Source organism: Gordonia sp. CNJ-863, from assembly GCF_001942325.1.
In the GTDB taxonomy this organism is placed as follows: Bacteria; Actinomycetota; Actinomycetes; order Mycobacteriales; family Mycobacteriaceae; genus Gordonia; species Gordonia alkanivorans.
The window spans coordinates 51,156-73,025 of sequence record NZ_MKKG01000022.1 but is presented as its reverse complement, the minus strand read 5'-3'; the positions used below and the strand labels follow the sequence as shown (position 1 = coordinate 73,025).

Below are 21,870 nucleotides of genomic sequence, written 5' to 3'. Positions count from 1 at the left end.
CGACGGTACTGGTGCCGGGCCCGCCCTGCGAGCGGGACGCTGCGAGCCTCTCCGCATCACCCTCTACCCTCGAAGCATGCAGCGAATCATCGGTACCGAGGTCGAGTACGGAATCTCCGCGCCCGGCGACCCGACCGCGAATCCGATCATGACCTCCACGCAGGCCGTTCTCGCCTATGCGGCGGCCGCCGGCGTGCCCCGCGCCAAGCGCACGCGCTGGGATTACGAGGTCGAGTCCCCGCTCCGCGACGCCCGCGGATTCGACCTCGGCCGCGGTTCCGGACCGGCTCCGATCATCGACGCCGACGAGATCGGCGCGGCCAACATGATCCTCACCAACGGCGCCCGCCTGTACGTCGACCACGCCCATCCGGAGTACTCCGCACCCGAGGTGACCGACCCGATGGACGCGGTCATCTGGGACAAGGCGGGCGAACGCGTCATGGAGGCCGCCGCACGCCACGTGGCGAGCGTTCCGGGTGCGCCCAAGCTGCAGCTCTACAAGAACAACATCGACGGCAAGGGCGCCTCGTACGGCACCCACGAGAACTACCTGATGGCCCGCGAGACCCCGTTCACCGCGGTCATCGCGGGTCTGACCACGTTCTTCGCCTCGCGTCAGGTCATCACCGGCTCGGGTCGCGTGGGCATCGGCCAGTCGGGCGACGAGGCGGGCTTCCAGCTCTCGCAGCGCTCGGACTACATCGAGGTCGAGGTCGGTCTCGAGACCACCCTCAAGCGCGGCATCATCAACACCCGCGATGAGCCCCACGCCGACCCTGAGCGCTACCGCCGGCTGCATGTCATCATCGGCGACGCCAACCTGGCCGAGACCGCGACCTACCTCAAGGTCGGGACCACCGCGCTGGTCCTCGACCTCATCGAGGCGGGCGTCGACTTCTCCGACATCGAGCTCGCCCGCCCGGTCCAGGCCGTGCACACCATCAGTCACGACCCGACCCTGACCGCTACCGTCGCACTCACCGACGGCCGCGAGCTCACCGGCCTGGCCCTGCAGCGCGAGTACCTCGAACGCTGCATGAAGTTCCACGAGCAGGAGCACTCCGACGACGAGCGGGCCAAGCACGTCCTCGAGACGTGGGCGGATGTGCTCGACCGCCTCGAGCGCGATCCGATGGAATGCTCCGACATCCTCGACTGGCCGGCCAAGCTGCGCATCCTGGAGGGCTTCCGCCAGCGTGAGGGCCTGTCCTGGTCGGCCCCGCGCCTGCAGCTCATCGACCTGCAGTACTCCGCGTCCGCCTCGACAAGGGTCTCTACAACCGCCTCGTCGCGCGCGGCTCGATGAAGCGTCTGGTCGACGAGAACGACGTGCTCGCCGCGATCCACGAGCCGCCGCGCAACACCCGCGCCTATTTCCGCGGCGAATGTCTCCGTCGTTTCGGGGCAGATGTCGCCGCGGCCAGCTGGGATTCGGTCATCTTCGACCTCGGCGGGGACTCCCTCGTCCGCATCCCGACGCTCGAGCCGCTGCGCGGGACGCAGGCCCACGTGGGCAAGCTTCTCGATTCGGTCAACTCCGCCGCCGAACTGGTCGACCAGCTGACGACCTGACACGCGCGGGGCATGTGCTTTGTTCCGCCCCAGTTGTCGCCGCCACAGGTAGTGTGGGACCACACGATTCCGAGGCCGATTCACCAGGGATCAGCGCCCGGCGGAAGCCGGTGAGATCCCAGGGGTCGCAAGACCCGATGGTGGTCGGTCGCGGGTAGCCCGCCAAGGGGCGATCGGTTTCAAGGAGGCAGCAGATGGCGCAGGAACAGACCAAGCGTGGTGGCGGCGGCGACGATGAGGGCGTCGGCCCCGATTCCGGTGCCGGACAGGAACGTCGCGAGAAGCTGGCCGAGGACACCGACGACCTGCTCGACGAGATCGATGACGTGCTCGAGGAGAACGCCGAGGACTTCGTGCGTGCTTACGTGCAGAAGGGCGGCCAGTGAGCGACAGGTTCGGATCACTGCCCCCTTTTTCACAATTTCGTACGGGTTCTGCTCTCGGCGCGGACATCTCGTCGTTCACCGAGTTTCTCCGGATGCACGCGCCCGAGCAGCTTCCGCAGGCTCAGGTTGATCGCGTGGGTTCGTTCGCCGGGGGCGCAGACGGCGCCGGAGACATCCCGCACGGCACGACGATAGTCGCCGTGTCGTATCCGGGTGGGGTCGTGCTCGCCGGTGACCGGCGGGCCACGATGGGCAACCTGATCGCGACGCGAGACGTCAAGAAGGTCTACATCACCGACGAGTACTCGGCAGCCGGCATCGCCGGCACCGCGGGTATCGCGATCGAGATGGTGCGGCTGTTCACGGTCGAGCTCGAGCACTACGAGAAGATCGAGGGTGTCCCGCTCACGCTCGACGGCAAGGTCAGCCGGCTGGCGAGCATGGTCCGCGGAAATCTCGGTGCGGCCCTGCAGGGTCTCGCCGCGATCCCGTTGCTCGTCGGCTACGACATCGATCACGACGACCCGACCGAACGCGGCCGGATCTTCAGCTTCGACGTGGCGGGTGACCGTCACGAGGAGTTCGGCGGCTACACGGCCATCGGTTCCGGATCGGTGTTCGCGAAGTCGTCGCTGAAGAAGCTCTACCGCTCGGACCTGACCGCCGACGAGGCGATCGCCATCGCGGTCGAGTCGCTCTACGACGCCGCCGACGACGATTCGGCGACCGGCGGACCGGACCTGGTCCGCAAGATCTTCCCGATGGCCGCGGTCGTCGACGCACAAGGTGCACGGGAGGTGGACGCGGCCGAGATCGAGAGTGCGGCGCGGGCCGTCGTCGAACGCCGTGCCGCCGAGCACGAGGGAGGTGCCCGATGACCTTCCCGTATTACGCCAGTGCCGAGCAGATCATGCGCGATCGCTCGGAGCTCGCGCGCAAGGGCATCGCACGCGGGCGGTCCGTGGTGATCCTGACCTATGCCGACGGGGTGTTGTTCGTAGCGGAGAACCCGTCGAACACCCTCCGCAAGACCAGCGAGATCTACGACCGCATCGGTTTTGCCGCGGTGGGCAAGTACAACGAGTTCGAGAGCCTGCGCAAGGCAGGAATCCAGCTCGCCGACATGCGGGGCTACAGCTACGACCGCGCCGACGTGTCCGGTCTGTCCCTGGCCAACACCTACGCCAATGCCCTGGGCAGCGTCTTCACCGAGCAGGCCAAGCCGTTCGAGGTCGAGCTGTGCGTGGCCGAGGTCGCCCGGGCGGGCAAGCCGAAACCGTCTCAGCTGTACCGCATCTCCTACGACGGGTCGATCACCGACGAGACCCGGTTCCTGGTGATGGGCGGCGCGACCGAACCGATCGCGGCGGCTCTCAAGGAGAGCTATGCCCCCGACATGGCGCTCGCCGAGGCGATCGGGGTCGCGGTCAAGGCGCTCGCCACCCCGGCCGACTCCGGCAACGGCGCCCCGGCGTCGCCGCGCGAGCTGACCGCCGGCGACCTCGAGGTCGCGATTCTCGACCGCAACCGGCCGCGACGGGCGTTCAAGCGCCTGACCTCGGCCGCGGTCGAGGAACTCCTGCCCGCTGCCGCACCCACGACCAACTCCCCGGCCGAGGGTTCCTCAGCGGACGACACCACCTCCGGCGGCGACTCTTCCGGCGGATCGGACTAGAACGCGACGACTCGCGGTCGGCCTGGCGCTTCTGCCCGGTCGGCCGCGGGTCCCGCGAGTAGGGTTGGTCAAGTGCAGCGACGAATCATGGGCATCGAGACCGAGTTCGGTGTCACATGCACCTTCCACGGTCATCGGCGGCTGAGTCCTGACGAGGTCGCGCGGTACCTGTTCCGCCGCGTCGTGTCATGGGGTCGGTCGTCGAACGTCTTCCTGCAGAACGGCGCACGCCTGTACCTCGACGTCGGATCGCACCCCGAATACGCGACCGCCGAGTGTGACAGCCTGATCCAGCTGATCAACCACGACCGCGCCGGCGAACTGGTCCTCGAGGACCTGCTCGTCGACGCCGAGCAGCGTCTTGCCGACGAGGGGATCGGCGGCGACATCTACCTGTTCAAGAACAACACCGACTCCGCGGGCAACTCCTACGGCTGCCACGAGAACTACCTCGTCGTGCGGGCGGGGGAGTTCTCCCGGATCTCCGACGTCCTCCTGCCGTTCCTGGTGACCCGGCAGCTGATCTGCGGCGCAGGCAAGGTGCTGCAGACCCCGAAGGCCGCCACCTTCTGCCTCTCGCAGCGCGCCGAGCACATCTGGGAGGGCGTCTCCTCGGCCACCACCCGCTCGCGCCCGATCATCAACACCCGCGACGAGCCGCACGCCGACGCCGAGAAGTACCGGCGCCTGCATGTCATCGTCGGCGACTCGAACATGTCCGAGATGACGACCCTGCTGAAGGTCGGCTCGGCGGCGCTGGTGCTCGAGATGATCGAGGCCGGCGTGGCGTTCCGGGATTTCGCCCTGGACAATCCGATCCGCGCCATCCGCGAGGTCAGCCACGATCCCACCGGCCGGCGTCCCGTGCGTCTCGCCGGCGGACGGCAGGCCAGTGCCCTCGACATCCAGCGCGAGTACCACGCCCGCGCGGTCGAGCACCTCACCAACCGCCGTCCCGACCCCGAGATGGACATGGTCGTCGACCTGTGGGGCCGCATGCTCGACGCGGTCGAGGCCGACGACTTCGCGAAGGTCGACACCGAGATCGACTGGGTCATCAAACGAAAGCTGTTTCAGCGCTACCAGGACAAGTATTCGATGGAGCTGTCGGACCCGAAGATCGCGCAGCTCGACCTCGCCTTCCACGACATCAAGCGCGGCCGCGGTGTGTTCGACGTCCTGATGCGCAAGGGGCTCGTGGCCCGTGCGACCACCGACGAGGCCATCAAGACCGCCGTCAACGAGCCGCCGCAGACCACCCGTGCCAAGCTCCGTGGTGACTTCATCTCGGCGGCGCAGAAGGCGGGACGCGACTTCACGGTCGACTGGGTGCACCTCAAGCTGAACGACCAGGCCCAGCGCACCGTGCTGTGCAAGGACCCGTTCCGCAGCGTCGACGAGCGGGTCGACCGGCTGATCGCATCCATGTGAGCGAGCCTCCGCACCGCCTGATCGGCAAGGATCTAACCTGACGCAGTGGCCACTCCCAAAGTCGAGCGACTGCTCAATCTGGTGATCTGTCTGCTGTGGACGAAGCAGTACGTCACCGCCGACTACATCCGACGCAACGTCGCCGGTTACCAGGACGGCGACAAGTCCGACGAGGCATTCAACCGGATGTTCGAGCGGGACAAGAACGAACTGCGCGACCTCGGCATCCCGCTGGTCACCGGACGTTCGCCGATGGCGGCGGGCGCCGAGGGATACCGCATCGACCGTGACACCTACGAGCTGCCCGAGATCTCCCTGGACTCCGACGAGGCCGCCGCGATCGCCATGGCCGCCGCGCTCTGGGACACCCCGGAGGTCTCCACGCTGTCGCAGACCGCGATCCTCAAGCTGCGCGCCGCGGGCCTCGACGTCCGCTCGGAGGACGACCTCGGCTTCACCGCCGGCGGGTCGACGCGGTCGATGGGTTCGGAGCAGGTCATCGCCGGACTCCTCGGTGCGATCCAGGTCAAGCGCGCCGTCGAGTTCACCCACCGGTCGTCGGCGACCGCGACCCCGGCCGTCCGTCGGGTCGAGCCCTGGGGTGTGGTGTCCCACCACGGCCGCTGGTACGTCGTCGGACACGACCTCGACCGGGCCGCCACCCGCACGTTCCGCCTGTCGCGGATCTCGACGGTGACGCCGGTCGGACCCGCCGATGCCGTCGACGTGCCCGTCGGCACGGACCTCCAGCAGATCGTCTCCGCGGCGGTCGATTCCGCGGCGGGCACCGACGGTCGCACCGCGCGCATCTGGGTGGCCGCGGGCCGGGCCGCCGGACTCCGCCGGGCCGCGACCACCTCCGAACCCGCTGACCTCGACGGTGAGGCGGGCGACGTGCTGACCCTCGACATCCATTCGCTGTCGGCGGTGGCGCGCATGGCGCTGGGCGTGGGCCGGGACGCGGTCGTCCTCGATCCGCCAGAGCTGCGCGACCTCGTGATCGCCGGTCTGGACCGGCTGGCGGGGGTGAGCGCCTGATGGCCGGTGCACAACCGTCGCGCCTCAACCGGCTGCTGGCGATGGTCCCGTATTTCCAGGCTCGGCGCGGCATCTCGATCGAGCAGGCCGCGCGCGAACTCGGCGTCACCCAGACGCAGCTCACCAAGGACCTCGAGTTGCTGTTCGTGTGCGGGCTCCCGGGTTACTACCCCGACGACCTGATCGAGCTCGAGTTCAGCGAGGGCTTCGTCAGCGTCGGGTTCACCGCGGGCATGGACCGTCCGTTGCGGCTCACGACCGTGGAGGCCAGCACCCTGCTCGTGGCACTGCGTGCCCTTGTGGAGACGCCCGGTGTGGTCGACGTGACCGCCGCGCGGCGCGCCATCGCCAAGATCGAGGAGGCGGTCGGGGCGACCGTCGTGCCGGGTCTGTCCTCCGGCGCGGAGTCCGAGGCATCGCCGGGGGAGAACCCGACCTTCACCACCGTCCGCGAAGCCGTGCGTCGAGGACGTGCGCTCCAGCTGAGCTACTACTCGGCGAGCCGGGACAGCGTCACCGACCGTGTCGTCGACCCGATCCGGCTGCAGGTGATGGACCAGCACACCTACCTCGAAGCCTGGTGTCGCATGGCCGAGGGCGTGCGGTTGTTCCGCTTCGACCGCATCGACACCGCCGTCGAACTGGACGAACCGAGCAACCCGCCGGCCGAGGCCGAGTCGTCGTCGCAGTCGGTACTCGTCCCGGAGAACCCCGATCTGCCGGCGGTCGAACTCGAGATCGATCCCGACCACCTGTGGATTCTCGACTACTACCCGGTGGAGCCGACCACCTCGATCGACGACCGCCATCCGGATGAACCGGTCCGCGCCCGCATGGTCTACGGCTCACCCGAGTGGCTGACCCGTTTCCTGCTCGGCTTCGGCGGCTCGGTCCGCGTCGTCGACGATCAGAAAGTCGCGGCGGCGGTCGTCGAATCGGCGGCGAGTGCGCGCGAGCGCTACCGCTGAACCGGGCGGTCCACCGGCCTCAGACAACTCGGGTAGCATTGGACACGGTCTGGATTCGATCTGAAGGGTGATCTCATGGGCTTCACTTCGTGGTGGCACTGGGCGATTGTCGCCGTCGTGCTGCTGATCCTGTTCGGCTCGAAGAAGCTGCCGGACGCCGCCCGAGGTCTCGGACAGTCGCTGCGCATCTTCAAGAGCGAGGTCAAGGAGATGCAGAAGGACGACAAGCCTGCCGACACGGCACCGGCATCTCCCGACGCCCCGCAGCGGGAACTCCCGTCGGCTGACAACACCCAGCCGGGCACGTCGTCGAACGCCGACACCAAGAAATCGGCTTAGGGGCGCGTCGGAGAATCCGAGTGCGCATCCCCTTCGACCCCCGACACCGCAAGCGCAAACTCAATCCCGACGGCACGATGTCGTTGGTCGAGCATCTCTATGAGTTGCGCACACGCATGGTCATCTCGCTGTTGGCGATCGTGGCCACCACGATTCTCGGGTTCATCTGGTACAGCCACGGCTTCCTGGGCATCCCGTCGCTCGGCGACATGCTGCGCGGACCGTACTGCGACCTGCCGCCCTCCGCCCGTGCGACGCTGACCGCCGACGATTCCTGCCGTCTCCTCGCGACCGGCCCGTTCGACCAGTTCATGCTGCGACTCAAGGTCGCGCTCACCGCCGGTGTGGTCCTGGCATGCCCGGTGTGGATCTATCAGACCTGGCAGTTCATCACCCCCGGCCTGCATCAGAACGAACGCCGCTACGGCATCGCCTTCGTCACCGTCGCGACCACGCTCTTCGTCGCCGGCGCGGTTCTGGCCTATCTGGTGGTGGCGAAGGCCTTCGACTTCCTGTTGACCGTCGGCAATGAGGTCCAGGTCACCGCCCTCGCCGGTGACCAGTACTTCGGGTTCATGATCAACGTCCTGGTCATCTTCGGTGTCAGCTTCGAATTGCCCCTGCTGATCATCGCGCTCAATCTCGTCGGTGTCCTGACCTACGACCGGCTCAAGAAGTGGCGCCGCGGCCTGATCTTCGCGGTCTTCGTGTTCGCCGCCATCGTCACCCCGGGCCAGGACCCGTTCACCATGCTGGCCCTGGCCTGCGCGCTGACCGTGCTGCTGGAGTTCTCCATCCAGTTCGCGCGCATCGCCGACAAACGACGCGGCAGGCGGGCACCGAGCTGGGCCGGACTCTCCGATGACGAGGCCGGCCCGCTGCCTCCGACCCGCCCGGTCTCGTCGCCGTCGCCGGTCGCGACCTCGGCCGCGGGCACCTCGAACGCCACCCGGACCTCGACACGGGCACACGAGACATTCGACGACGTCCTGTGAGTCAACTCGACGCGTTCACGTCGCGGCTGGACTTCGGACTCGATCCGTTCCAGCGCCGTGCCTGCGAGGCCCTCGAAGCAGGTCACGGCGTGCTGGTCTGCGCACCGACCGGCGCGGGCAAGACCATCGTCGGCGAATTCGCGGTCCACCTCGCTCTCGCCGGCGGGACCAAGTGCTTCTACACGACCCCGATCAAGGCGCTGAGCAACCAGAAATATGCCGACCTCGCCGCCGTTCACGGCCATGAGTCGGTCGGACTGCTCACCGGCGACAGCTCCATCAACCCGGATGCGCCGATCGTCGTGATGACGACCGAGGTCGTGCGCAACATGATCTACGCCGAATCCCGCGCGCTCGACGGGCTGTCGCATGTGGTGATGGACGAGGTGCACTTCCTCGCCGATCGCTTCCGCGGAGCGGTCTGGGAAGAGGTGATCCTGCACCTCGAGCCGTCCGTGCGTGTGGTGAGCCTGTCCGCGACCGTCAGCAACGCCGAGGAGTTCGGCGACTGGATCCAGACCGTCCGTGGCGACACCTCCGTCATCGTCGACGAGCACCGGCCGGTCCCGCTGTCTCAGCACATGCTGGTCGGCCAACGGATGTTCGACCTCTTCGGCCCGGCCGATCGCGATCCCGCGGACCGGAAGGGGTCGCGTCCGCGGGTCAATCCCGAACTCAAGCGGCACATCCGTCACCGCATCCTGCTCGCCGAGGACGAGCGTGATTCGTCCCGGGGCCGAGGCCGGGGAGGTGGCGGGGGACAGCCGCGCCGACGCGACGGCCGCGGTCCACTGCTCTCGCGCCCGAATCTCGTCGGTCGCCTCGACCGTGAGGGTCTGTTGCCCGCGATCGGGTTCATCTTCTCCCGTGCCGGTTGCGACGCCGCCCTGGCTCAGTGTCTGCGGTCGGGTATCGCGCTGCTGACACCCGAGGAGGCCGCCGAGGTCGACGCCGTCGTCGACCGGCGCCTCACCGAACTCTCGCCCAGCGACGCCGACGTGCTGGGCGTGCAGGAGTGGCGCGAAGGTCTCCGCCGAGGCCTGGCGTCGCATCACGCCGGGATGCTCCCGACCTTCCGCCACGCCGTCGAGGAGCTTTTCGTCCGTGGGCTCGTCCGCATGGTGTTCGCCACGGAGACACTGGCTCTCGGGATCAACATGCCGGCCCGGTCGGTGGTCCTCGAACGTCTGGTGAAGTACAACGGCGAGTCGCACGTCGACCTCACCCCCGGCGAGTTCACCCAGCTGACCGGCCGCGCCGGACGCCGCGGGATCGACGTCGAGGGCCATGCCGTCGTGGTGTGGACACCCGAGGTCGTCCCCGAGGAGGTCGCCGGACTCGCGGGTGCCCGCACCTTCCCGCTTCGCAGCTCCTTCTCGCCGGAATACAACATGGCGGTCAACCTGCTCGGCCGGCTCGGTCTCGACGGGGCCCGTGAACTCCTGCACCGATCGTTCGCCCAGTTCCAGGCCGACCGCTCGGTGGTCGGGCTGGCCCGCAAGCTCCACGAATCGCAGCGGGCGCTGCGCAAGCTCGACGGCGAGCTGGCCCGCGCCGCCGAGGCCCGGGGTCTGGAACCCGGGGGAGTCGACGCCACCGGGGCACCGGCAGCGGGCGAGACCGAGGCGTACGCCGGGTTCCTCGGCTACGTCACGCTCCGCGAGGAGATCCGCCGTCGAGAACGAGACCTGAAGTACCGCAAGCGGATCAACACCGAGGATGCAATCGTCGCCGACCTGGCCGCGCTCAAACGGGGTCACGTCATCGGGGTGCCCGTCGGACGCCACCGGGGTCTCGCGGTGATCGTCGAACCGGCCACCCAGGCAGCAGATCCCAAGCCGCTGGTGGTCACCGAGGACGCCTGGTGCGGACGTATCGGGCTGCGTGACTTCGTCAATCCGCCCGAGGTCCTCGGCAACATGCGGTTGCCGAAGAACGCCGACCGCCGGACCGGACGCGGCCGCCGCGACCTCGCGTCTGCACTGCGGTCGACCGGGATAGAGATGCCCCGGGGGCGCTCCAAGAAGCGCGCCGACGCCGCCGATGACCCAGAGCTGGCCCAGATGCGTCGCACGCTGCGTGCCCATCCCGCGCATCAGATCCCGAACGGCGACGAGCTGTTCCGTCTCGCCGAGAAGCGCAACCGTCTGCTGCGCGACATCGTCACCGCCGAACGCAGCATCGGTGAGCGAACCTCGACGCTCGGTGTCACCTTCGACCACATCGTCGGTGTCCTCAGCGAGCTCGGGTACGTCGAACGCGTCCGCGAGGCCTCCGAATCGACCGGCCACAACATGCGGGTGACCGAGTCGGGCAAGCTGCTGGCCCGCATCTACAGCGAGAGCGATCTCGTGGTGACCGAGTGCATTCGCGCGGGCGTGTGGGACGACCTCTCGCCGGCCGACCTGGCCGCCGTCGTCGCCGCACTCGTCTACGAGAGCCGTCGCGACAGCTACGGCGGGGTCGATGCGCTGCCCGGCAGCACCTCGCTGCGTACTGCGATGGCCGCGACCGTGGACATCTGGTCGAAGGTGACGGCGGTCGAGTCGCGCCACCGGGTCAGTCCCACCCGGGAGCCGGACACCGGTTTCTCGCTCGCGGTGGCGACCTGGGCGTCGGGCCGATCGCTCAGCGAGGCACTGCTCCTCGCGGGCGAACGCGGTCAGCTGCTCTCACCTGGCGACTTCGTCCGGTGGAATCGTCAGGTCATCGACCTCCTGGAACAGATCCGGCTCTGCGTCGGCACCGACACCCGCCTGGGCGGCACCGCACGATCCGCGGTCAAGGCGATCCGCCGGGGAGTGGTGGCCGCCGAACTCGGTTGAGCCCGTCGGTTCACCAGACGACGCTGCGGGCCACCCTGCTCGAGGTTGCCTGATTGTCGTGTGTGCCTGAGGTAACGTTCATCCCGCATTCGGTGTCAGGGAGGGATGTCCCGGCACTGTCGCGTGACGTCACAGTTCGCCGACACCTCGTCGAGGTGGGAGCCGAGTGGGAGGGGACTCATGACCGACCCGAACAACCCGAATCCGTCCCAGCCCCAGCAGGGCCAGCCCGGCTCCGGCGACAAGACCGAGATCGTGAACACGGGCGGTTCCCAGGAGGGCGGCTCGCAGGCCGACCCCACGACGATGGCGCCCAACCCCGGTTACGGACAGCCCCAGCAGGATCCGTACCAGGCGAATCCCTACCAGCAGAACCCCTACCAGCAGGCTCCCGGATACGCGCCCGGAGCGCAGGCACCGGGCCAGCCGGCCCAGAACCAGCCGACACAGGTCGGGTACCCCGGGGCGCAGCCCGGCCAGTACGGGCAACCCGGTGGTCAGCCCGCCTACGGTGCCCCGAACCAGGGTGCGCCCAACTACGGCGGACCCGCGCAGCCCTACGGTCAGCAGCCCGACCCCGCACAGTACGGTGCCGGACAGTACGGTGCCGGACAGTACGGTGCCGGTCAGTACGGTGCGCCCGGCCAGTACGGTCAGCAGCCCTACGGTCAGCCGCAGCAGACCCCGGGCGCCTACGGCCAGAACCAGTTCGGCGGACCCGACCAGTTCAGCGGCATGGCGACGCCCAAGTCGAACAAGACGCTTCGGACGCTGCTGTTCGCCGGTGGCGGTGCGCTGATCGTGATCGCCGCGATCATCCTCATCACCGCCTTCGTCGCCCCCGGCTGGGCCCCGAAGAACCTCGACCAGCAGGCAGCCCAGGACGGCGTGCAGCAGATCCTCACCGAGGACTATCAGGCCAGCGATGTCAGCAATGTGAAGTGCCCGTCCGGCCAGCGCGTCAAGGAGGGGTCGTCGTTCACCTGCTCGGTGACCGTCGGCGGACAGGACCAGCAGGTCACCGTCACCTTCATCGACGACGAGGGCCGCTACGAGGTCTCGCGTCCCAGCTGACACGAGACCGCGCTGATCAGGCCTTGGGCCAGCCCAGCGCCTTCGACAACCGGCCCACCGACGCCCCTATGCCCAGCTCCTCGACGAGCGCGGCCAGGGCCTCGGGGTCGGCCGGTTCCGACGGCAGCAGATCCGGGCCGCTGTCGATGGTCTCCGCGTCGGTGCGCACCGAGACGACGGTGCGGGCCGCCTCCAGGTAGTCCTCGGCGGCGAGCAGCGCCTTGCGTGCCCGCGTCGGGACCTTCGACGACGAGTCCCGGGCGGCCGCTTCGAGCGCGTCCAGGCTGCCGTACTCGCTGATCAGTTTCGCCGCGGTCTTCTCGCCGATGCCCGGTACACCGGGGAGGCCGTCCGACGGGTCGCCGCGCAGCATCGACATCTCCGCGTAGCCGATCCCGGCGCGATCGGCGGGTACGCCGTACTTCTCGCCGACCTCGACCGGCCCCATCATCTCCGCCTTCGCCAGTCCGCGCCCGACGTAGAGCACCCGCACCGGGACCGGATCATCGGAGACCACCTGCAGCAGGTCGCGGTCACCGCTGACGACGATCACCGGATGCTCCGCCTCCTCCCAGGCGAGTGTTCCGATGACATCGTCGGCCTCGCAGCCGATCGCCCCCGAGGTCGCGATCCCCGCAGCGGCAAGGACATTCATGATCATGTCGACCTGCGGCGTCAGTGCGTCGGGCACTTCTTCGACGTCGATGGTCTCCGTGCCCGTGGCGTCGGTCGCACCGTCCTCGACCGCGACGCGGTGCGCCTTGTAGGTCGGGATGAGGGCGGTACGGAACTCGGGACGCCAGTCGAGGTCGAGGCACACGACGAGCCGCGTCGGGTGTTCGCGTGTCACGAGATTCGCGATCGTGTCGATGAATCCCCGGACCGCGTTGACCGGTCGCCCGTCGGGGCTGGTCATCTTCTCGGGCAGGGCGTAGAACGACCGGAACCACAGGCTCGCACCGTCGAGCAGCATCAACGAATCCGTCACCTCCACACTCTCGCATTGACGGTGTCGCCGCGTCACCACGACCCGCACACCCGGCGGTAGTCTTCGACCATGGCTGCCACATCGACCACCGCCGGCCCGGCGGCACCGCTGTTCGATCCCGAGGTGTACCGCGAACGCATGCGACGCGCCGCGGAACTCACCCGCGACGCCGGCCTCGACGCGCTGGTGGTGGCGCCCGGTCCCGACCTGCGATATCTCGTGGGCTCGCGCGCCGACACCTTCGAACGCCTCACCGCACTCGTCATCCCCGCAGCGGGGGACCCGAAACTCGTCATCGCGCGCCTCGAGGTGCCGTCGTTGTCCGCCTCGGCGGTCGGCGACCTCGGCATCGAGGTGGCCGACTGGGTCGACGGCGACGACGCGCACGGTCTCGCCCTCTCCGGTCTGCCGTCGAATCCGACCATCGCGGTGTCGGATTCGATGCCCGCCCTGCACGTGATCCCGCTGGCCCGGCACACCGGCGCCACCCCGCAACTCGCCACCGCCGTGCTGCGTGAACTCCGAATGCTCAAGGACGACGCGGAGATCGAGGCCCTGCGTCGTGCCGGCGCGGCCATCGACCGTGTCCATGCCCGGATGGGTGAATGGCTCAAGCCCGGACGCACCGAGCGGGAGGTCTCCGACGACATCGCCGCGGCGATCCTCGAGGAGGGCCACACCGAGGCCGCGTTCATCATCGTCGGTTCCGGACCCAACGGCGCCGACCCGCATCACGAGTTCTCCGACCGGGTCATCGAACGGTCCGACATCGTCGTCATCGACATCGGCGGACCGGTCGAACCCGGTTACAACTCCGACTCGACCCGCACCTACTGTTTCGAACCGCCCGCCGCCGACGTCGCCGACGCGTACGCCGCCCTGCACGAGGCGCAGCGGACTGCCGTCGCCGCCGTACGTCCCGGAGTCACCGCCGCCTCCATCGACGCGGCCGCCCGCGACCTGCTCCGCGAACGCGGCCTCGCCGAGGCGTTCATCCACCGCACCGGACACGGCATCGGCCTCTCGGTCCACGAGGAGCCCTACATCGTGAACGGCAACGACATCACCCTGCGCCCCGGCATGGCCTTCAGCGTGGAGCCCGGGGTGTACTTCTCCGGCCGCTGGGGTGCCCGCATCGAGGACATCGTCGTGGTCACCGAGGACGGCTGCGAGTCCTTCAACAACCGCCCGCACCAGCTGGTGCAGCTGTAGCTACCCCAGCAACGACGCCGACCCGAGCACCCGGGACACGCTGATCTCGATGACCACACGTCGAGGGTTGGGCTTCGGCTGCCGGTACCGCTGTGCGTAGCGCTGCTCCGCCTCGTGCACGCGTTCCGGTTCGCGGCTGACCCGCGCCGGACCCTCGAGGGTGAGCCAGCGGGGACCGTCGACGTTCGTCACCGCCGCGTAGCCGCCGCGCTCGACGTTGCGCACCTTCTGGCTGCCGTCGAAGGTGATCACCCGCGCCAGCCCGGCTTCGGGGTCCCAGGTGAAGCCCACGGCCACCGAATGCGGTGTCCCATCGGCCCGCAGCGTCGTGAGGGTGCCGAGATGGCGTTCGGTCAGGAACTCGAGTGCGGCGGGGCCGATGTCGGCAGCGGTACGTGACATGTCTGCCACGCTAGCGCCGGTGGGGTGACTTCGACGTGTCGGGGCTGGTGCGATACTGCTGTGCATGGCGTCTGAGACATCTGCGGGTTCGCTGGTCCTGTTCGGCGGCCGCAGTGAGATCGGTGTGGCCACCGCTCAGCGTTTGGCCGACGGGCGGACGGTGGTCCTCGCGGCCCGTCGGCCCGACGACCTCGCCGATCAGACCGCACTGCTTCTCGAGGCGGGCGCGACCGCCGTACACACCGTCGGCTTCGATGCCGACGACACCGACACCCACCCCGGGCTGATCGCGTCCCTGCTCGACGACTTCGGCCCGATCGGTATCGCGATCGTCGCGTTCGGGATCCTCGGTGACCAGACGCGCGCGGAAGCCGATGTCGCGCATGCCCTGCAGATCGCGCACACGGACTACTACGCCCAGGTCAGTGTGCTGATCCCGCTTGCCGCCGCCCTGCGCGCACAGGGGTCCGGCACGATGATCGTCTTCTCCTCGGTCGCAGGGATCCGCGTGCGCCGGGCCAACTTCGTCTACGGCTCCACCAAGGCCGGGCTCGACGGCTTCGCCAGCGGTATGGCGGATTCGCTGCACGGCACCGGCGTCCGGCTGCTCCTCGCCCGACCCGGTTTCGTGATCGGCGCGATGACCAAGGAACTGATGGAGTCCGGGGTGAAACCCGCACCGTTCTCGAAGACTCCGGACCAGGTCGCCGATGCCGTCGCCCGCGCGTATCGCAAGGGGCGTGGTGAGGTGTGGATCCCGTCGGTGTTGCGCCCGATGTTCTTCGGCATGCGTCTGCTCCCTCGCGCGGTGTGGCGGAGACTGCCCCGATGAGTTCCACACCGTCGAATTCGGGTGTTCCGCCGCGCTTCGTGGTCGTCGGGATCGGCGCCGATGGTTGGCGCGGTCTCGGCGACGCCGCACGCGACGAACTGCGTGGTGCCCACGTGATCTACGGGGCGAGAAGGCAACTCGCACTCCTCGACGACGCCGGGCACGAGCTCACCGGCACGCGTGAGGTGTGGCGCTCGCCGATGTCGTCGCATCTCGCCGAAGTCCTCGAGAACGCCACCGGCCGTGTCCACATCCTCGCCAGCGGCGATCCGATGTTCCACGGCGTCGGCGCCAGCATCGTCGCGCGGGTCGGGCCCGATCAAGTGCGGGTCGTCCCCACGGTGTCCAGCGCGAGTCTGGCGTGCGCGCGTCTCGGCTGGGACCTTGCGACGACCAGGATCGTCAGTGCCGTCACCGCCGACCCCGAGGTGGTCCTCACCGAGGTCACCGGCGGCGGACGTCTCCTCGTTCTCAGTCGGAACGAGATGACACCCGCTTCCGTGGCAGAACTGCTCTCGCAGAACGGATTCGGCGATTCGGCGATGACTGTCCTCGAACAGCTCGGTGGACCGGACGAGCGCATCCGTTCCTCGACCGCGGAATCCTGGGCACCTTCACCCGTGGACCCGCTCAACATCGTGGCCGTCGACTGCGTCGGACCACGTCGCAGCCGGATGCCCGGCCGCGACGACGACACCTACGACCACGACGGCCAGATCACCAAGTCCACGATCCGCGCGATCACTGTCGCCGCTCTCGAACCGGCCGGGGCGCAGCTCCTCTGGGACATCGGCTCCGGATCCGGAAGTGTGGCCATCGAATGGTTGCGCGCCGACGACCGGGGACGGGCGGTCGCCTTCGAGCAGAACGCGGACCGGGCGGAGCGGCTCACCGCCAACGCTCGCCGGCACGGCGTCGGTCATCGCCTGACGCTGCGCGGCGCCGCGCCCGAAGCCCTTTCCGACGCACCGCCTCCCGACGCGGTGTTCATCGGCGGCGGCCTCGACGAGAAGGTCCTCACCTCCGCGTGGAACGCACTGCGACCGTCCGGACGGATCGTCGTCAACGCCGTCACCGTGGAGAACCAGGAGATCCTGGTCCGCTGGCATGCGGAACGCGGCGGCACCCTTCGGCGCCTGTCCGTGGAAACAGTCGCACCCCTGGGGACGATGAGCACCTGGCGGCCCGCGCTGCCGATCGTCCAGTGGGCCGCAACCAGAGACGACACAGCAGACAAGGCGGGATCGACGACATGACCGTCTATTTCATCGGCGCCGGGCCCGGCGCTCCCGACCTGATCACGCTGCGTGGCGCTCGGCTGCTGGGGGAGTGCCGCACCTGCCTGTATGCCGGGTCACTGGTACCCGGCGACATGCTCGAGTTGTGCCCCGACGACGCCGTCCTCGTCGACACGGCGCGAATGCCGTTGCCCGACATCGTCGATCACATCGTCGCCGCCCACGAACGCGGACACGACGTCGCCCGTCTCCACTCCGGTGACCTCTCGATCTACTCGGCATTGGCAGAGCAGCAACGCGAACTGCGTGCACGGGGCATTCCGTACGAGATCGTGCCCGGGGTACCCGCGTTCGCCGCCGCGGCCGCTGCTCTCGACACCGAACTCACCGTCCCCGGAGTGGGGCAGAGCCTGCTCATCACCCGGGTGTCGACGCTGTCGACCGACATGCCCCACGGCGAGGACCTGGCGAACCTCGCCGCAACCGGTGTGACACTCGCCCTCCATCTCGCCGCACACCGCGCCGGACAGATCGTCGAGGCGCTCGCACCGCACTACGGATCGGAATGTCCCACGGCGACCGTCGCTTTCGCGAGCCGACCGAACCAGCAGGTGGTGCGCTGTGCACTGAGCCGTCTACCGGAGACCCTGGACGCCGCCGACATCCGCAAGACCGCGATCATCTTCGTCGGTCGCGTGCTCGACGCCATGACGCATCCCGAGGTCACCGACAGTTACCTGTACTCCCACGCGCGAATGACGAAACTCCGCGAGACACCGCACCCATGACCGATGAACAGATCCTCATCCTCGGCGGCACCGGGGAGGCACGAGCACTGGCGGCGTCCCTGACCGAGACCGGGAGGTCGGTCATCAGTTCACTCGCGGGCCGCGTGGACAATCCGCGCCTCCCGGTGGGCCCGGTCCGCATCGGCGGCTTCGGAGGAGTCGACGGCCTGCGGGAGTGGCTGCTCAGCAACCGGATTCAGGCCGTCATCGACGCCACGCATCCGTTTGCGGCGACCATCACCCGGAACGCGGCGCAGGCCGCGTCGGAAGCGGGGGTGCCGCTGCTCCGGCTGCGTCGTGAACCCTGGGTCCCGTCCGACGCCGACCGCTGGATCCGCGTACCGGATCTCGCCACCGCTGCCGACGAGGTACGGCACCGCGGCAACCGGGTGTTGCTGACCACGGGTCGCCAGGACGTCGGCGAGTTCGCCGGCATCGACGACGTCTGGTTCCTGATCCGGGTCGTTGATCCGCCGACCGCGGAACTCCCTGCGCACCACGAAATTCTGCGGTCACGCGGGCCCTACGACTACGACTCCGAGCTTGCACTCCTGCGCGAGAATCGGATCGACCTGCTGGTCACCAAGAACAGCGGGGGATCGCTGACGAAGGCGAAACTCGACGCCGCCGCGACGATGGGGATCGACGTGATCGTCGTCGACCGTCCGATCGAGCCCGACGTCCCGGCGGTGTCAGAGGTTGCTGCCGCCCAGGCTTGGCTCGAGCGGCTGCTCGGCTGAGACCTGTTCCGGTTCCTCGGTGGGAGTGTGCCGGCGCGGGGTGAACACCAGCGGACCCCCGGCGCGGGACACCGCTCGGGTCGCCGACGAACCGATGATGAGCAACGTGCGCATGTCGACCACTTCGGGGTCGAGGCCGGCCACGGTCGTCGTGGTCAGTGACTGCTCCGGACCGCCCACATCGCGACCGAGGACGACGACCCGGTCGGATGAGACCGTCTGCAGCAGCGTGTGTTTGAGGGCCCCGACCTGCCACGACCGGCTGGCCGAACCCGGATTGTAGATCGCGATGACCAGGTCGGCGGCCAAGGCGGCACGGATGCGGCGCTCGATCACCGACCACGGCTTGAGCCGGTCGGACAGCGAGATCACCGCGAAGTCGTGACCGAGCGGCGCACCGACGGCCGCCGCGACGGCGGTCGCCGCCGTGATCCCCGGAACCACGCGCACCCGAACGTCATGCCACTGCGGTTCGGCGGCCACCTCGGTCACCGCGGCCGCCATCGCGAATACGCCCGGATCGCCCGACGACACGACCGCCACGCGCGCTCCGCGTCGGGCGAGATCGAGAGCGAACTCGGCACGCTCGGACTCGACCCGGTTGTCGCTCGCATGGACGCGCTGGCCCGGTCTCGGGGTCACCCGCTTGAGGTAGGTTGTGTACCCGACGAGGTCGGTCGCGGTGGCGAGTTCCGCGCGGACTTCGGGTGTCGTCCAGCTGTCGTGACCCGGTCCGAGACCGACGACCACCAGTTCGCCCGGTACCGGTTCCGGCTCGAAGCGCGGGTTGTTCCGTCGGCCGGGAACCACGAGGATCGAGAAGTACGGCACCTCAGCCGGATTCACCTCCGCCGCCGGCAGCACACGCTCGACGGTGGTCGACGCCCGTTCGACGTAGAAGGCCTCGTCGAGGCGGCCGGCCTCGCGCAACGCCTCCCGCACCCGTTCGAAGGTGCGGCCCAGTTTCATCACCACGATGGCGTCGGCCGAACGGAAGCGGAACAGCAGCTCTTCCGTCGATGCCGTACCCGGGACGACCGTCAAGGTCTCGTCGCCCTCCACCAGCGGAACACCGGTGGCCGCCGACGCCGCGCTCACCGACGTCACACCCGGCACGATCTCCGCATCGAAGTGCGGGGACAGCCGCTTGTGCATGTGCATGTAGGAGCTGTAGAAGAGCGGATCCCCCTCGGCGAGAAGGACGACGTCCCGGCCCGCGCGCAGGTGGACGGCGAGCCGTTCCGCGCTCTCGGCGTAGAAGTCGTCGAGTGCACCCTGATACCCGCCGGGATGGTCGGTGGTCTCGGTGGTGACCGGGTACATGAGACGCTCTTCGGTCTGGTCTTCGCGCAGATAGGGTTCGGCGACCGACCGCGCGATGCTGTTGCCGTGGCGCGCACAGTGATACGCGACCACGTCGGCGGTGCTGATCACCCGCGCGGCCTTGACCGTCATCAGTTCGCTGTCGCCGGGCCCGAGGCCGATTCCCCAGAGCTTGCCGGGCCGCTGATCATCGTTGACTGCAGGCACATTCACTCCTGAGGGGTGGCGAGCGCGTTGACGGCGGCGGCGGTGATCGCCGACCCACCACGACGACCGGTGACGGTGATGAACTCGAGATCGGTGCGGGCAGCGAGGGCCTCGCACGACTCCGCGGCGCCGACGAAACCGACGGGCGCGCCGACGATTGCGGCCGGGCGGGGTGCACCCTCGTCGATCATGTCGAGCAGGGCGAACAACGCGGTCGGGGCATTGCCGATCGCGACGACCGCGCCATCGAGGCGTGGCAACCAGAACTGCAGGGCAGCAGCGGTTCTCGTGGTGCCCATCTCCTCGGCCAGAGCGGGGAGACCCGGTTCGGAGAGATGGCACAGCACCTCGTTGTCGGCGGGCAGACGCTTGCGGGTGATGCCGGACGCCACCATCGACGCGTCGCAGAGGATCGGTGCTCCGGCCTCGAGTGCCCCGCGGGCCGCGCGTACGACGCCGGGCGTCGCGATGACGTCGCGTGTGAGATCGGTCTGTCCGCAGGCGTGGATCATCCGGACGACCACGGTCGACACGTCGGAGCCGAAGGCGGACAAGTCCGACTCGGCCCGAATCGTCGCAAAGGACTGGCGGTAGATCGCGGCGCCGTCGCGCAGGTACTCGGTCATGATGCGCACGAGCCTAGCGGCGACGGCGGTCGTACCCGCCGTCGGGCGTGGCCTGCACCGACAGGTGTGTGCCGGCGGGGGAGCCGCAGCGACGCTCACACCCCACCCAGTGTTCGCGATCGCCTACCGGGAGGCCGGCCTCGACATGGGCGAGCAGGTCCTTGCGCACCGGGGCGTTGGCCGATCCGCAGCCCGGGGCGCCCACACAACAGCTGAGCCGTGCCCACGGCGAGTTCGCGTCGAAGATCAGGCCCATCGGTGCGAGCACCCGCACCACGGTCTCGGCAACGCCTTCACCGAGGTCACAGATCAGGATCTCCCGGTCCGGGGTGAAGACCACCGGCGACTCCACCGCGCCGATGAACTCGGCGAGGCGCGCGGGCAGGCGGCCGAGTTCGACGACCGAGCCGAGCAGCACCGATCCGTCGTCCTGGTCGAACCAGCCCACGATCGGCTCCACCGGGGCCGCTACGTCGTCTTCGTCGGATTCGACGGTGGGGGCCAGGTTCTCGGCGACGAGCCGCTCCAGGCGGTGGCGGTCCTCGGCGCCGAGATCGCGGACGCGCCAGGCGCCGGGCGCCACCGCGTTCAGACCGGCGGCCACCGAGATGAGTGCCTCGACGATCCCGGGCACCCCTCCGACCGATCCGACCGCGACGCCGCCGACCAGGATGTCGGCGACCACAGGTTCGGCCGAGCGCGCCACGGCACACGCGTCGGCGCCTCGGCGCCGGATGTCGCCGCGACCGTCGTCGACCCCGAACAGGAAGCGTCCCGAGATCGAGGTGGCCGCGGGATCGGCGCGCAGCGCGTCGTCGAGTGCCGCTGTCAGCGGACCTGCGTCGATGACACCGCCGATGCGGCCGGTCAGCGGGCTGACCTCGATGTTCCGGACCTTGTCGTGCGACGAGCTGGGCGCGAGGCCGGCGCTCACCACGGCGTCGGCCACGGCCTCGACGTCGGTGATCCCGCGCAGTTGCAGGTTCCCGCGCGCGGTGAGCTCGAGGAAGCCGTCGGCGTGAGCAGCCGCAGCCTGGGCGAGGGTGGTGAGCTGATCAGCGCGGATCCGGCCTCCGGGAAGCCGGATCCGGGCCAGTGCGCCGTCCTTCGCCTCGTGCGTGCTGAACACGCCGGGGCAACGATCCGCGGATTCCCGGATCGCCGTGCCGGGAGCGGGTTCGGCCGCTTCAGTCATCCCACCAGCCTAC

The 21,870-nt window shown here is 69.0% G+C and carries 20 protein-coding genes and 1 pseudogene; 16 read left to right on the top strand and 5 right to left on the bottom strand.

The window, feature by feature from the left end; all coding sequences use genetic code 11:
• The first annotated feature begins 76 nt into the window (after nucleotides 1-76).
• From dop to BJF87_RS12175, 11 genes and pseudogenes are all read left to right on the top strand, one after another.
• Nucleotides 77-1,575 (top strand): annotated as a pseudogene (dop, locus tag BJF87_RS12225) (depupylase/deamidase Dop).
• A gap of 194 nt (nucleotides 1,576-1,769) precedes the next feature.
• Nucleotides 1,770-1,961: a ubiquitin-like protein Pup gene (locus BJF87_RS12220; protein WP_004019064.1), complete on the top strand. Its 192-nt coding sequence runs from the start codon at nucleotides 1,770-1,772 to the stop codon at nucleotides 1,959-1,961.
• Nucleotides 1,958-2,839, top strand: a complete 882-nt coding sequence (gene prcB / locus BJF87_RS12215) for a proteasome subunit beta (protein WP_075863263.1) — start codon at nucleotides 1,958-1,960, stop codon at nucleotides 2,837-2,839. The genes BJF87_RS12220 and prcB overlap by 4 nt, the downstream gene beginning before the upstream one ends.
• Nucleotides 2,836-3,636 (top strand): proteasome subunit alpha, encoded by an 801-nt coding sequence (gene prcA / locus BJF87_RS12210; RefSeq protein ID WP_006360396.1) that lies wholly within the window; start codon nucleotides 2,836-2,838, stop codon nucleotides 3,634-3,636. Before prcB ends, prcA begins: the two co-directional genes overlap by 4 nt.
• Before the next feature lie 72 nt (nucleotides 3,637-3,708).
• The gene (gene pafA, locus BJF87_RS12205) at nucleotides 3,709-5,067 is read left to right on the top strand and encodes a Pup--protein ligase (RefSeq protein WP_005200010.1); all 1,359 of its coding nucleotides are present in this window, start codon (nucleotides 3,709-3,711) and stop codon (nucleotides 5,065-5,067) included.
• Between the two features lie 45 nt (nucleotides 5,068-5,112).
• Nucleotides 5,113-6,105 (top strand): YafY family protein, encoded by a 993-nt coding sequence (locus BJF87_RS12200; protein WP_006360394.1) that lies wholly within the window; start codon nucleotides 5,113-5,115, stop codon nucleotides 6,103-6,105.
• Nucleotides 6,105-7,073, top strand: a complete 969-nt coding sequence (locus BJF87_RS12195) for a YafY family protein (RefSeq protein WP_075863262.1) — start codon at nucleotides 6,105-6,107, stop codon at nucleotides 7,071-7,073. The genes BJF87_RS12200 and BJF87_RS12195 overlap by 1 nt, the downstream gene beginning before the upstream one ends.
• Before the next feature lie 75 nt (nucleotides 7,074-7,148).
• The gene (gene tatA / locus BJF87_RS12190) at nucleotides 7,149-7,412 is read left to right on the top strand and encodes a Sec-independent protein translocase subunit TatA (RefSeq protein WP_006360392.1); all 264 of its coding nucleotides are present in this window, start codon (nucleotides 7,149-7,151) and stop codon (nucleotides 7,410-7,412) included.
• Between the two features lie 20 nt (nucleotides 7,413-7,432).
• Nucleotides 7,433-8,407: a twin-arginine translocase subunit TatC gene (gene tatC / locus BJF87_RS12185; RefSeq protein ID WP_075863261.1), complete on the top strand. Its 975-nt coding sequence runs from the start codon at nucleotides 7,433-7,435 to the stop codon at nucleotides 8,405-8,407.
• Nucleotides 8,404-11,232: an RNA helicase gene (locus BJF87_RS12180; RefSeq protein WP_075863260.1), complete on the top strand. Its 2,829-nt coding sequence runs from the start codon at nucleotides 8,404-8,406 to the stop codon at nucleotides 11,230-11,232. The genes tatC and BJF87_RS12180 overlap by 4 nt, the downstream gene beginning before the upstream one ends.
• Nucleotides 11,233-11,412: 180 nt before the next feature.
• Nucleotides 11,413-12,306 (top strand): DUF4333 domain-containing protein, encoded by an 894-nt coding sequence (locus BJF87_RS12175; RefSeq protein ID WP_075863259.1) that lies wholly within the window; start codon nucleotides 11,413-11,415, stop codon nucleotides 12,304-12,306.
• Between the two features lie 16 nt (nucleotides 12,307-12,322).
• Here the strand turns inward: BJF87_RS12175 and BJF87_RS12170 are convergent, their stop codons facing one another.
• Complete coding sequence (locus tag BJF87_RS12170) at nucleotides 12,323-13,279, bottom strand: 5'-3' exonuclease (RefSeq protein ID WP_075863332.1); 957 nt, start codon at nucleotides 13,277-13,279, stop codon at nucleotides 12,323-12,325.
• An 84-nt stretch (nucleotides 13,280-13,363) separates the two neighbouring features.
• Between BJF87_RS12170 and BJF87_RS12165 the strand changes: the two genes are divergently transcribed.
• Complete coding sequence (locus tag BJF87_RS12165) at nucleotides 13,364-14,506, top strand: Xaa-Pro peptidase family protein (protein ID WP_075863258.1); 1,143 nt, start codon at nucleotides 13,364-13,366, stop codon at nucleotides 14,504-14,506.
• Here the strand turns inward: BJF87_RS12165 and BJF87_RS12160 are convergent, their stop codons facing one another.
• Entirely contained in the window at nucleotides 14,507-14,908 is a 402-nt protein-coding gene (locus tag BJF87_RS12160; protein WP_035751598.1) for a PPOX class F420-dependent oxidoreductase, read from the bottom strand.
• Between the two features lie 64 nt (nucleotides 14,909-14,972).
• Here BJF87_RS12160 and BJF87_RS12155 point away from each other — a divergent pair, with 64 nt between their 5' ends.
• From BJF87_RS12155 to BJF87_RS12140, 4 genes are read left to right on the top strand one after another with little or no spacing between them, the layout of a single operon-like run.
• Nucleotides 14,973-15,740 carry an SDR family NAD(P)-dependent oxidoreductase gene (locus BJF87_RS12155; RefSeq protein WP_006360385.1) on the top strand — a complete coding sequence of 256 codons (768 nt, stop codon included), beginning with the start codon at nucleotides 14,973-14,975 and terminating at the stop codon, nucleotides 15,738-15,740.
• The gene (gene cbiE / locus BJF87_RS12150; RefSeq protein ID WP_075863331.1) at nucleotides 15,737-16,996 is read left to right on the top strand and encodes a precorrin-6y C5,15-methyltransferase (decarboxylating) subunit CbiE; all 1,260 of its coding nucleotides are present in this window, start codon (nucleotides 15,737-15,739) and stop codon (nucleotides 16,994-16,996) included. Before BJF87_RS12155 ends, cbiE begins: the two co-directional genes overlap by 4 nt.
• The gene (cobM, locus tag BJF87_RS12145; RefSeq protein WP_075863257.1) at nucleotides 16,993-17,766 is read left to right on the top strand and encodes a precorrin-4 C(11)-methyltransferase; all 774 of its coding nucleotides are present in this window, start codon (nucleotides 16,993-16,995) and stop codon (nucleotides 17,764-17,766) included. Before cbiE ends, cobM begins: the two co-directional genes overlap by 4 nt.
• Entirely contained in the window at nucleotides 17,763-18,506 is a 744-nt protein-coding gene (locus BJF87_RS12140; protein WP_006360382.1) for a cobalt-precorrin-6A reductase, read from the top strand. The genes cobM and BJF87_RS12140 overlap by 4 nt, the downstream gene beginning before the upstream one ends.
• Here BJF87_RS12140 and BJF87_RS12135 read toward each other — a convergent pair.
• The 3 genes from BJF87_RS12135 to BJF87_RS12125 are packed head-to-tail and all read right to left on the bottom strand — an operon-like array spanning nucleotide 18,459 to nucleotide 21,857.
• Entirely contained in the window at nucleotides 18,459-20,036 is a 1,578-nt protein-coding gene (locus BJF87_RS12135) for a precorrin-2 C(20)-methyltransferase (protein ID WP_035751601.1), read from the bottom strand. The genes BJF87_RS12140 and BJF87_RS12135 overlap by 48 nt on opposite strands.
• Nucleotides 20,037-20,038: 2 nt before the next feature.
• Nucleotides 20,039-20,662, bottom strand: coding sequence for a precorrin-8X methylmutase (locus BJF87_RS12130; protein ID WP_075863330.1), 624 nt, complete (start codon nucleotides 20,660-20,662; stop codon nucleotides 20,039-20,041).
• A gap of 13 nt (nucleotides 20,663-20,675) precedes the next feature.
• Entirely contained in the window at nucleotides 20,676-21,857 is a 1,182-nt protein-coding gene (locus BJF87_RS12125) for a precorrin-3B synthase (protein ID WP_075863256.1), read from the bottom strand.
• Between the last annotated feature and the right edge of the window lie 13 nt (nucleotides 21,858-21,870).

What these genes read in the sequence shown, in the direction of transcription:
- BJF87_RS12140 (WP_006360382.1), top strand. Translation starts at nt 17,763, where the DNA reads ATGACCGATGAACAGATCCTCATCCTCGGCGGCACCGGGGAGGCACGA.
- BJF87_RS12195 (WP_075863262.1), top strand. Translation starts at nt 6,105, where the DNA reads ATGGCCGGTGCACAACCGTCGCGCCTCAACCGGCTGCTGGCGATGGTC.
- BJF87_RS12175 (WP_075863259.1), top strand. Translation starts at nt 11,413, where the DNA reads ATGACCGACCCGAACAACCCGAATCCGTCCCAGCCCCAGCAGGGCCAG.
- BJF87_RS12165 (WP_075863258.1), top strand. Translation starts at nt 13,364, where the DNA reads ATGGCTGCCACATCGACCACCGCCGGCCCGGCGGCACCGCTGTTCGAT.
- BJF87_RS12170 (WP_075863332.1), bottom strand. Translation starts at nt 13,279, where the DNA reads ATGCTGCTCGACGGTGCGAGCCTGTGGTTCCGGTCGTTCTACGCCCTG.
- prcA (WP_006360396.1), top strand. Translation starts at nt 2,836, where the DNA reads ATGACCTTCCCGTATTACGCCAGTGCCGAGCAGATCATGCGCGATCGC.
- tatA (WP_006360392.1), top strand. Translation starts at nt 7,149, where the DNA reads ATGGGCTTCACTTCGTGGTGGCACTGGGCGATTGTCGCCGTCGTGCTG.
- cobM (WP_075863257.1), top strand. Translation starts at nt 16,993, where the DNA reads ATGACCGTCTATTTCATCGGCGCCGGGCCCGGCGCTCCCGACCTGATC.
- BJF87_RS12160 (WP_035751598.1), bottom strand. Translation starts at nt 14,908, where the DNA reads ATGTCACGTACCGCTGCCGACATCGGCCCCGCCGCACTCGAGTTCCTG.
- BJF87_RS12130 (WP_075863330.1), bottom strand. Translation starts at nt 20,662, where the DNA reads ATGACCGAGTACCTGCGCGACGGCGCCGCGATCTACCGCCAGTCCTTT.
- BJF87_RS12125 (WP_075863256.1), bottom strand. Translation starts at nt 21,857, where the DNA reads ATGACTGAAGCGGCCGAACCCGCTCCCGGCACGGCGATCCGGGAATCC.
- BJF87_RS12220 (WP_004019064.1), top strand. Translation starts at nt 1,770, where the DNA reads ATGGCGCAGGAACAGACCAAGCGTGGTGGCGGCGGCGACGATGAGGGC.
- cbiE (WP_075863331.1), top strand. Translation starts at nt 15,737, where the DNA reads ATGAGTTCCACACCGTCGAATTCGGGTGTTCCGCCGCGCTTCGTGGTC.
- BJF87_RS12155 (WP_006360385.1), top strand. Translation starts at nt 14,973, where the DNA reads ATGGCGTCTGAGACATCTGCGGGTTCGCTGGTCCTGTTCGGCGGCCGC.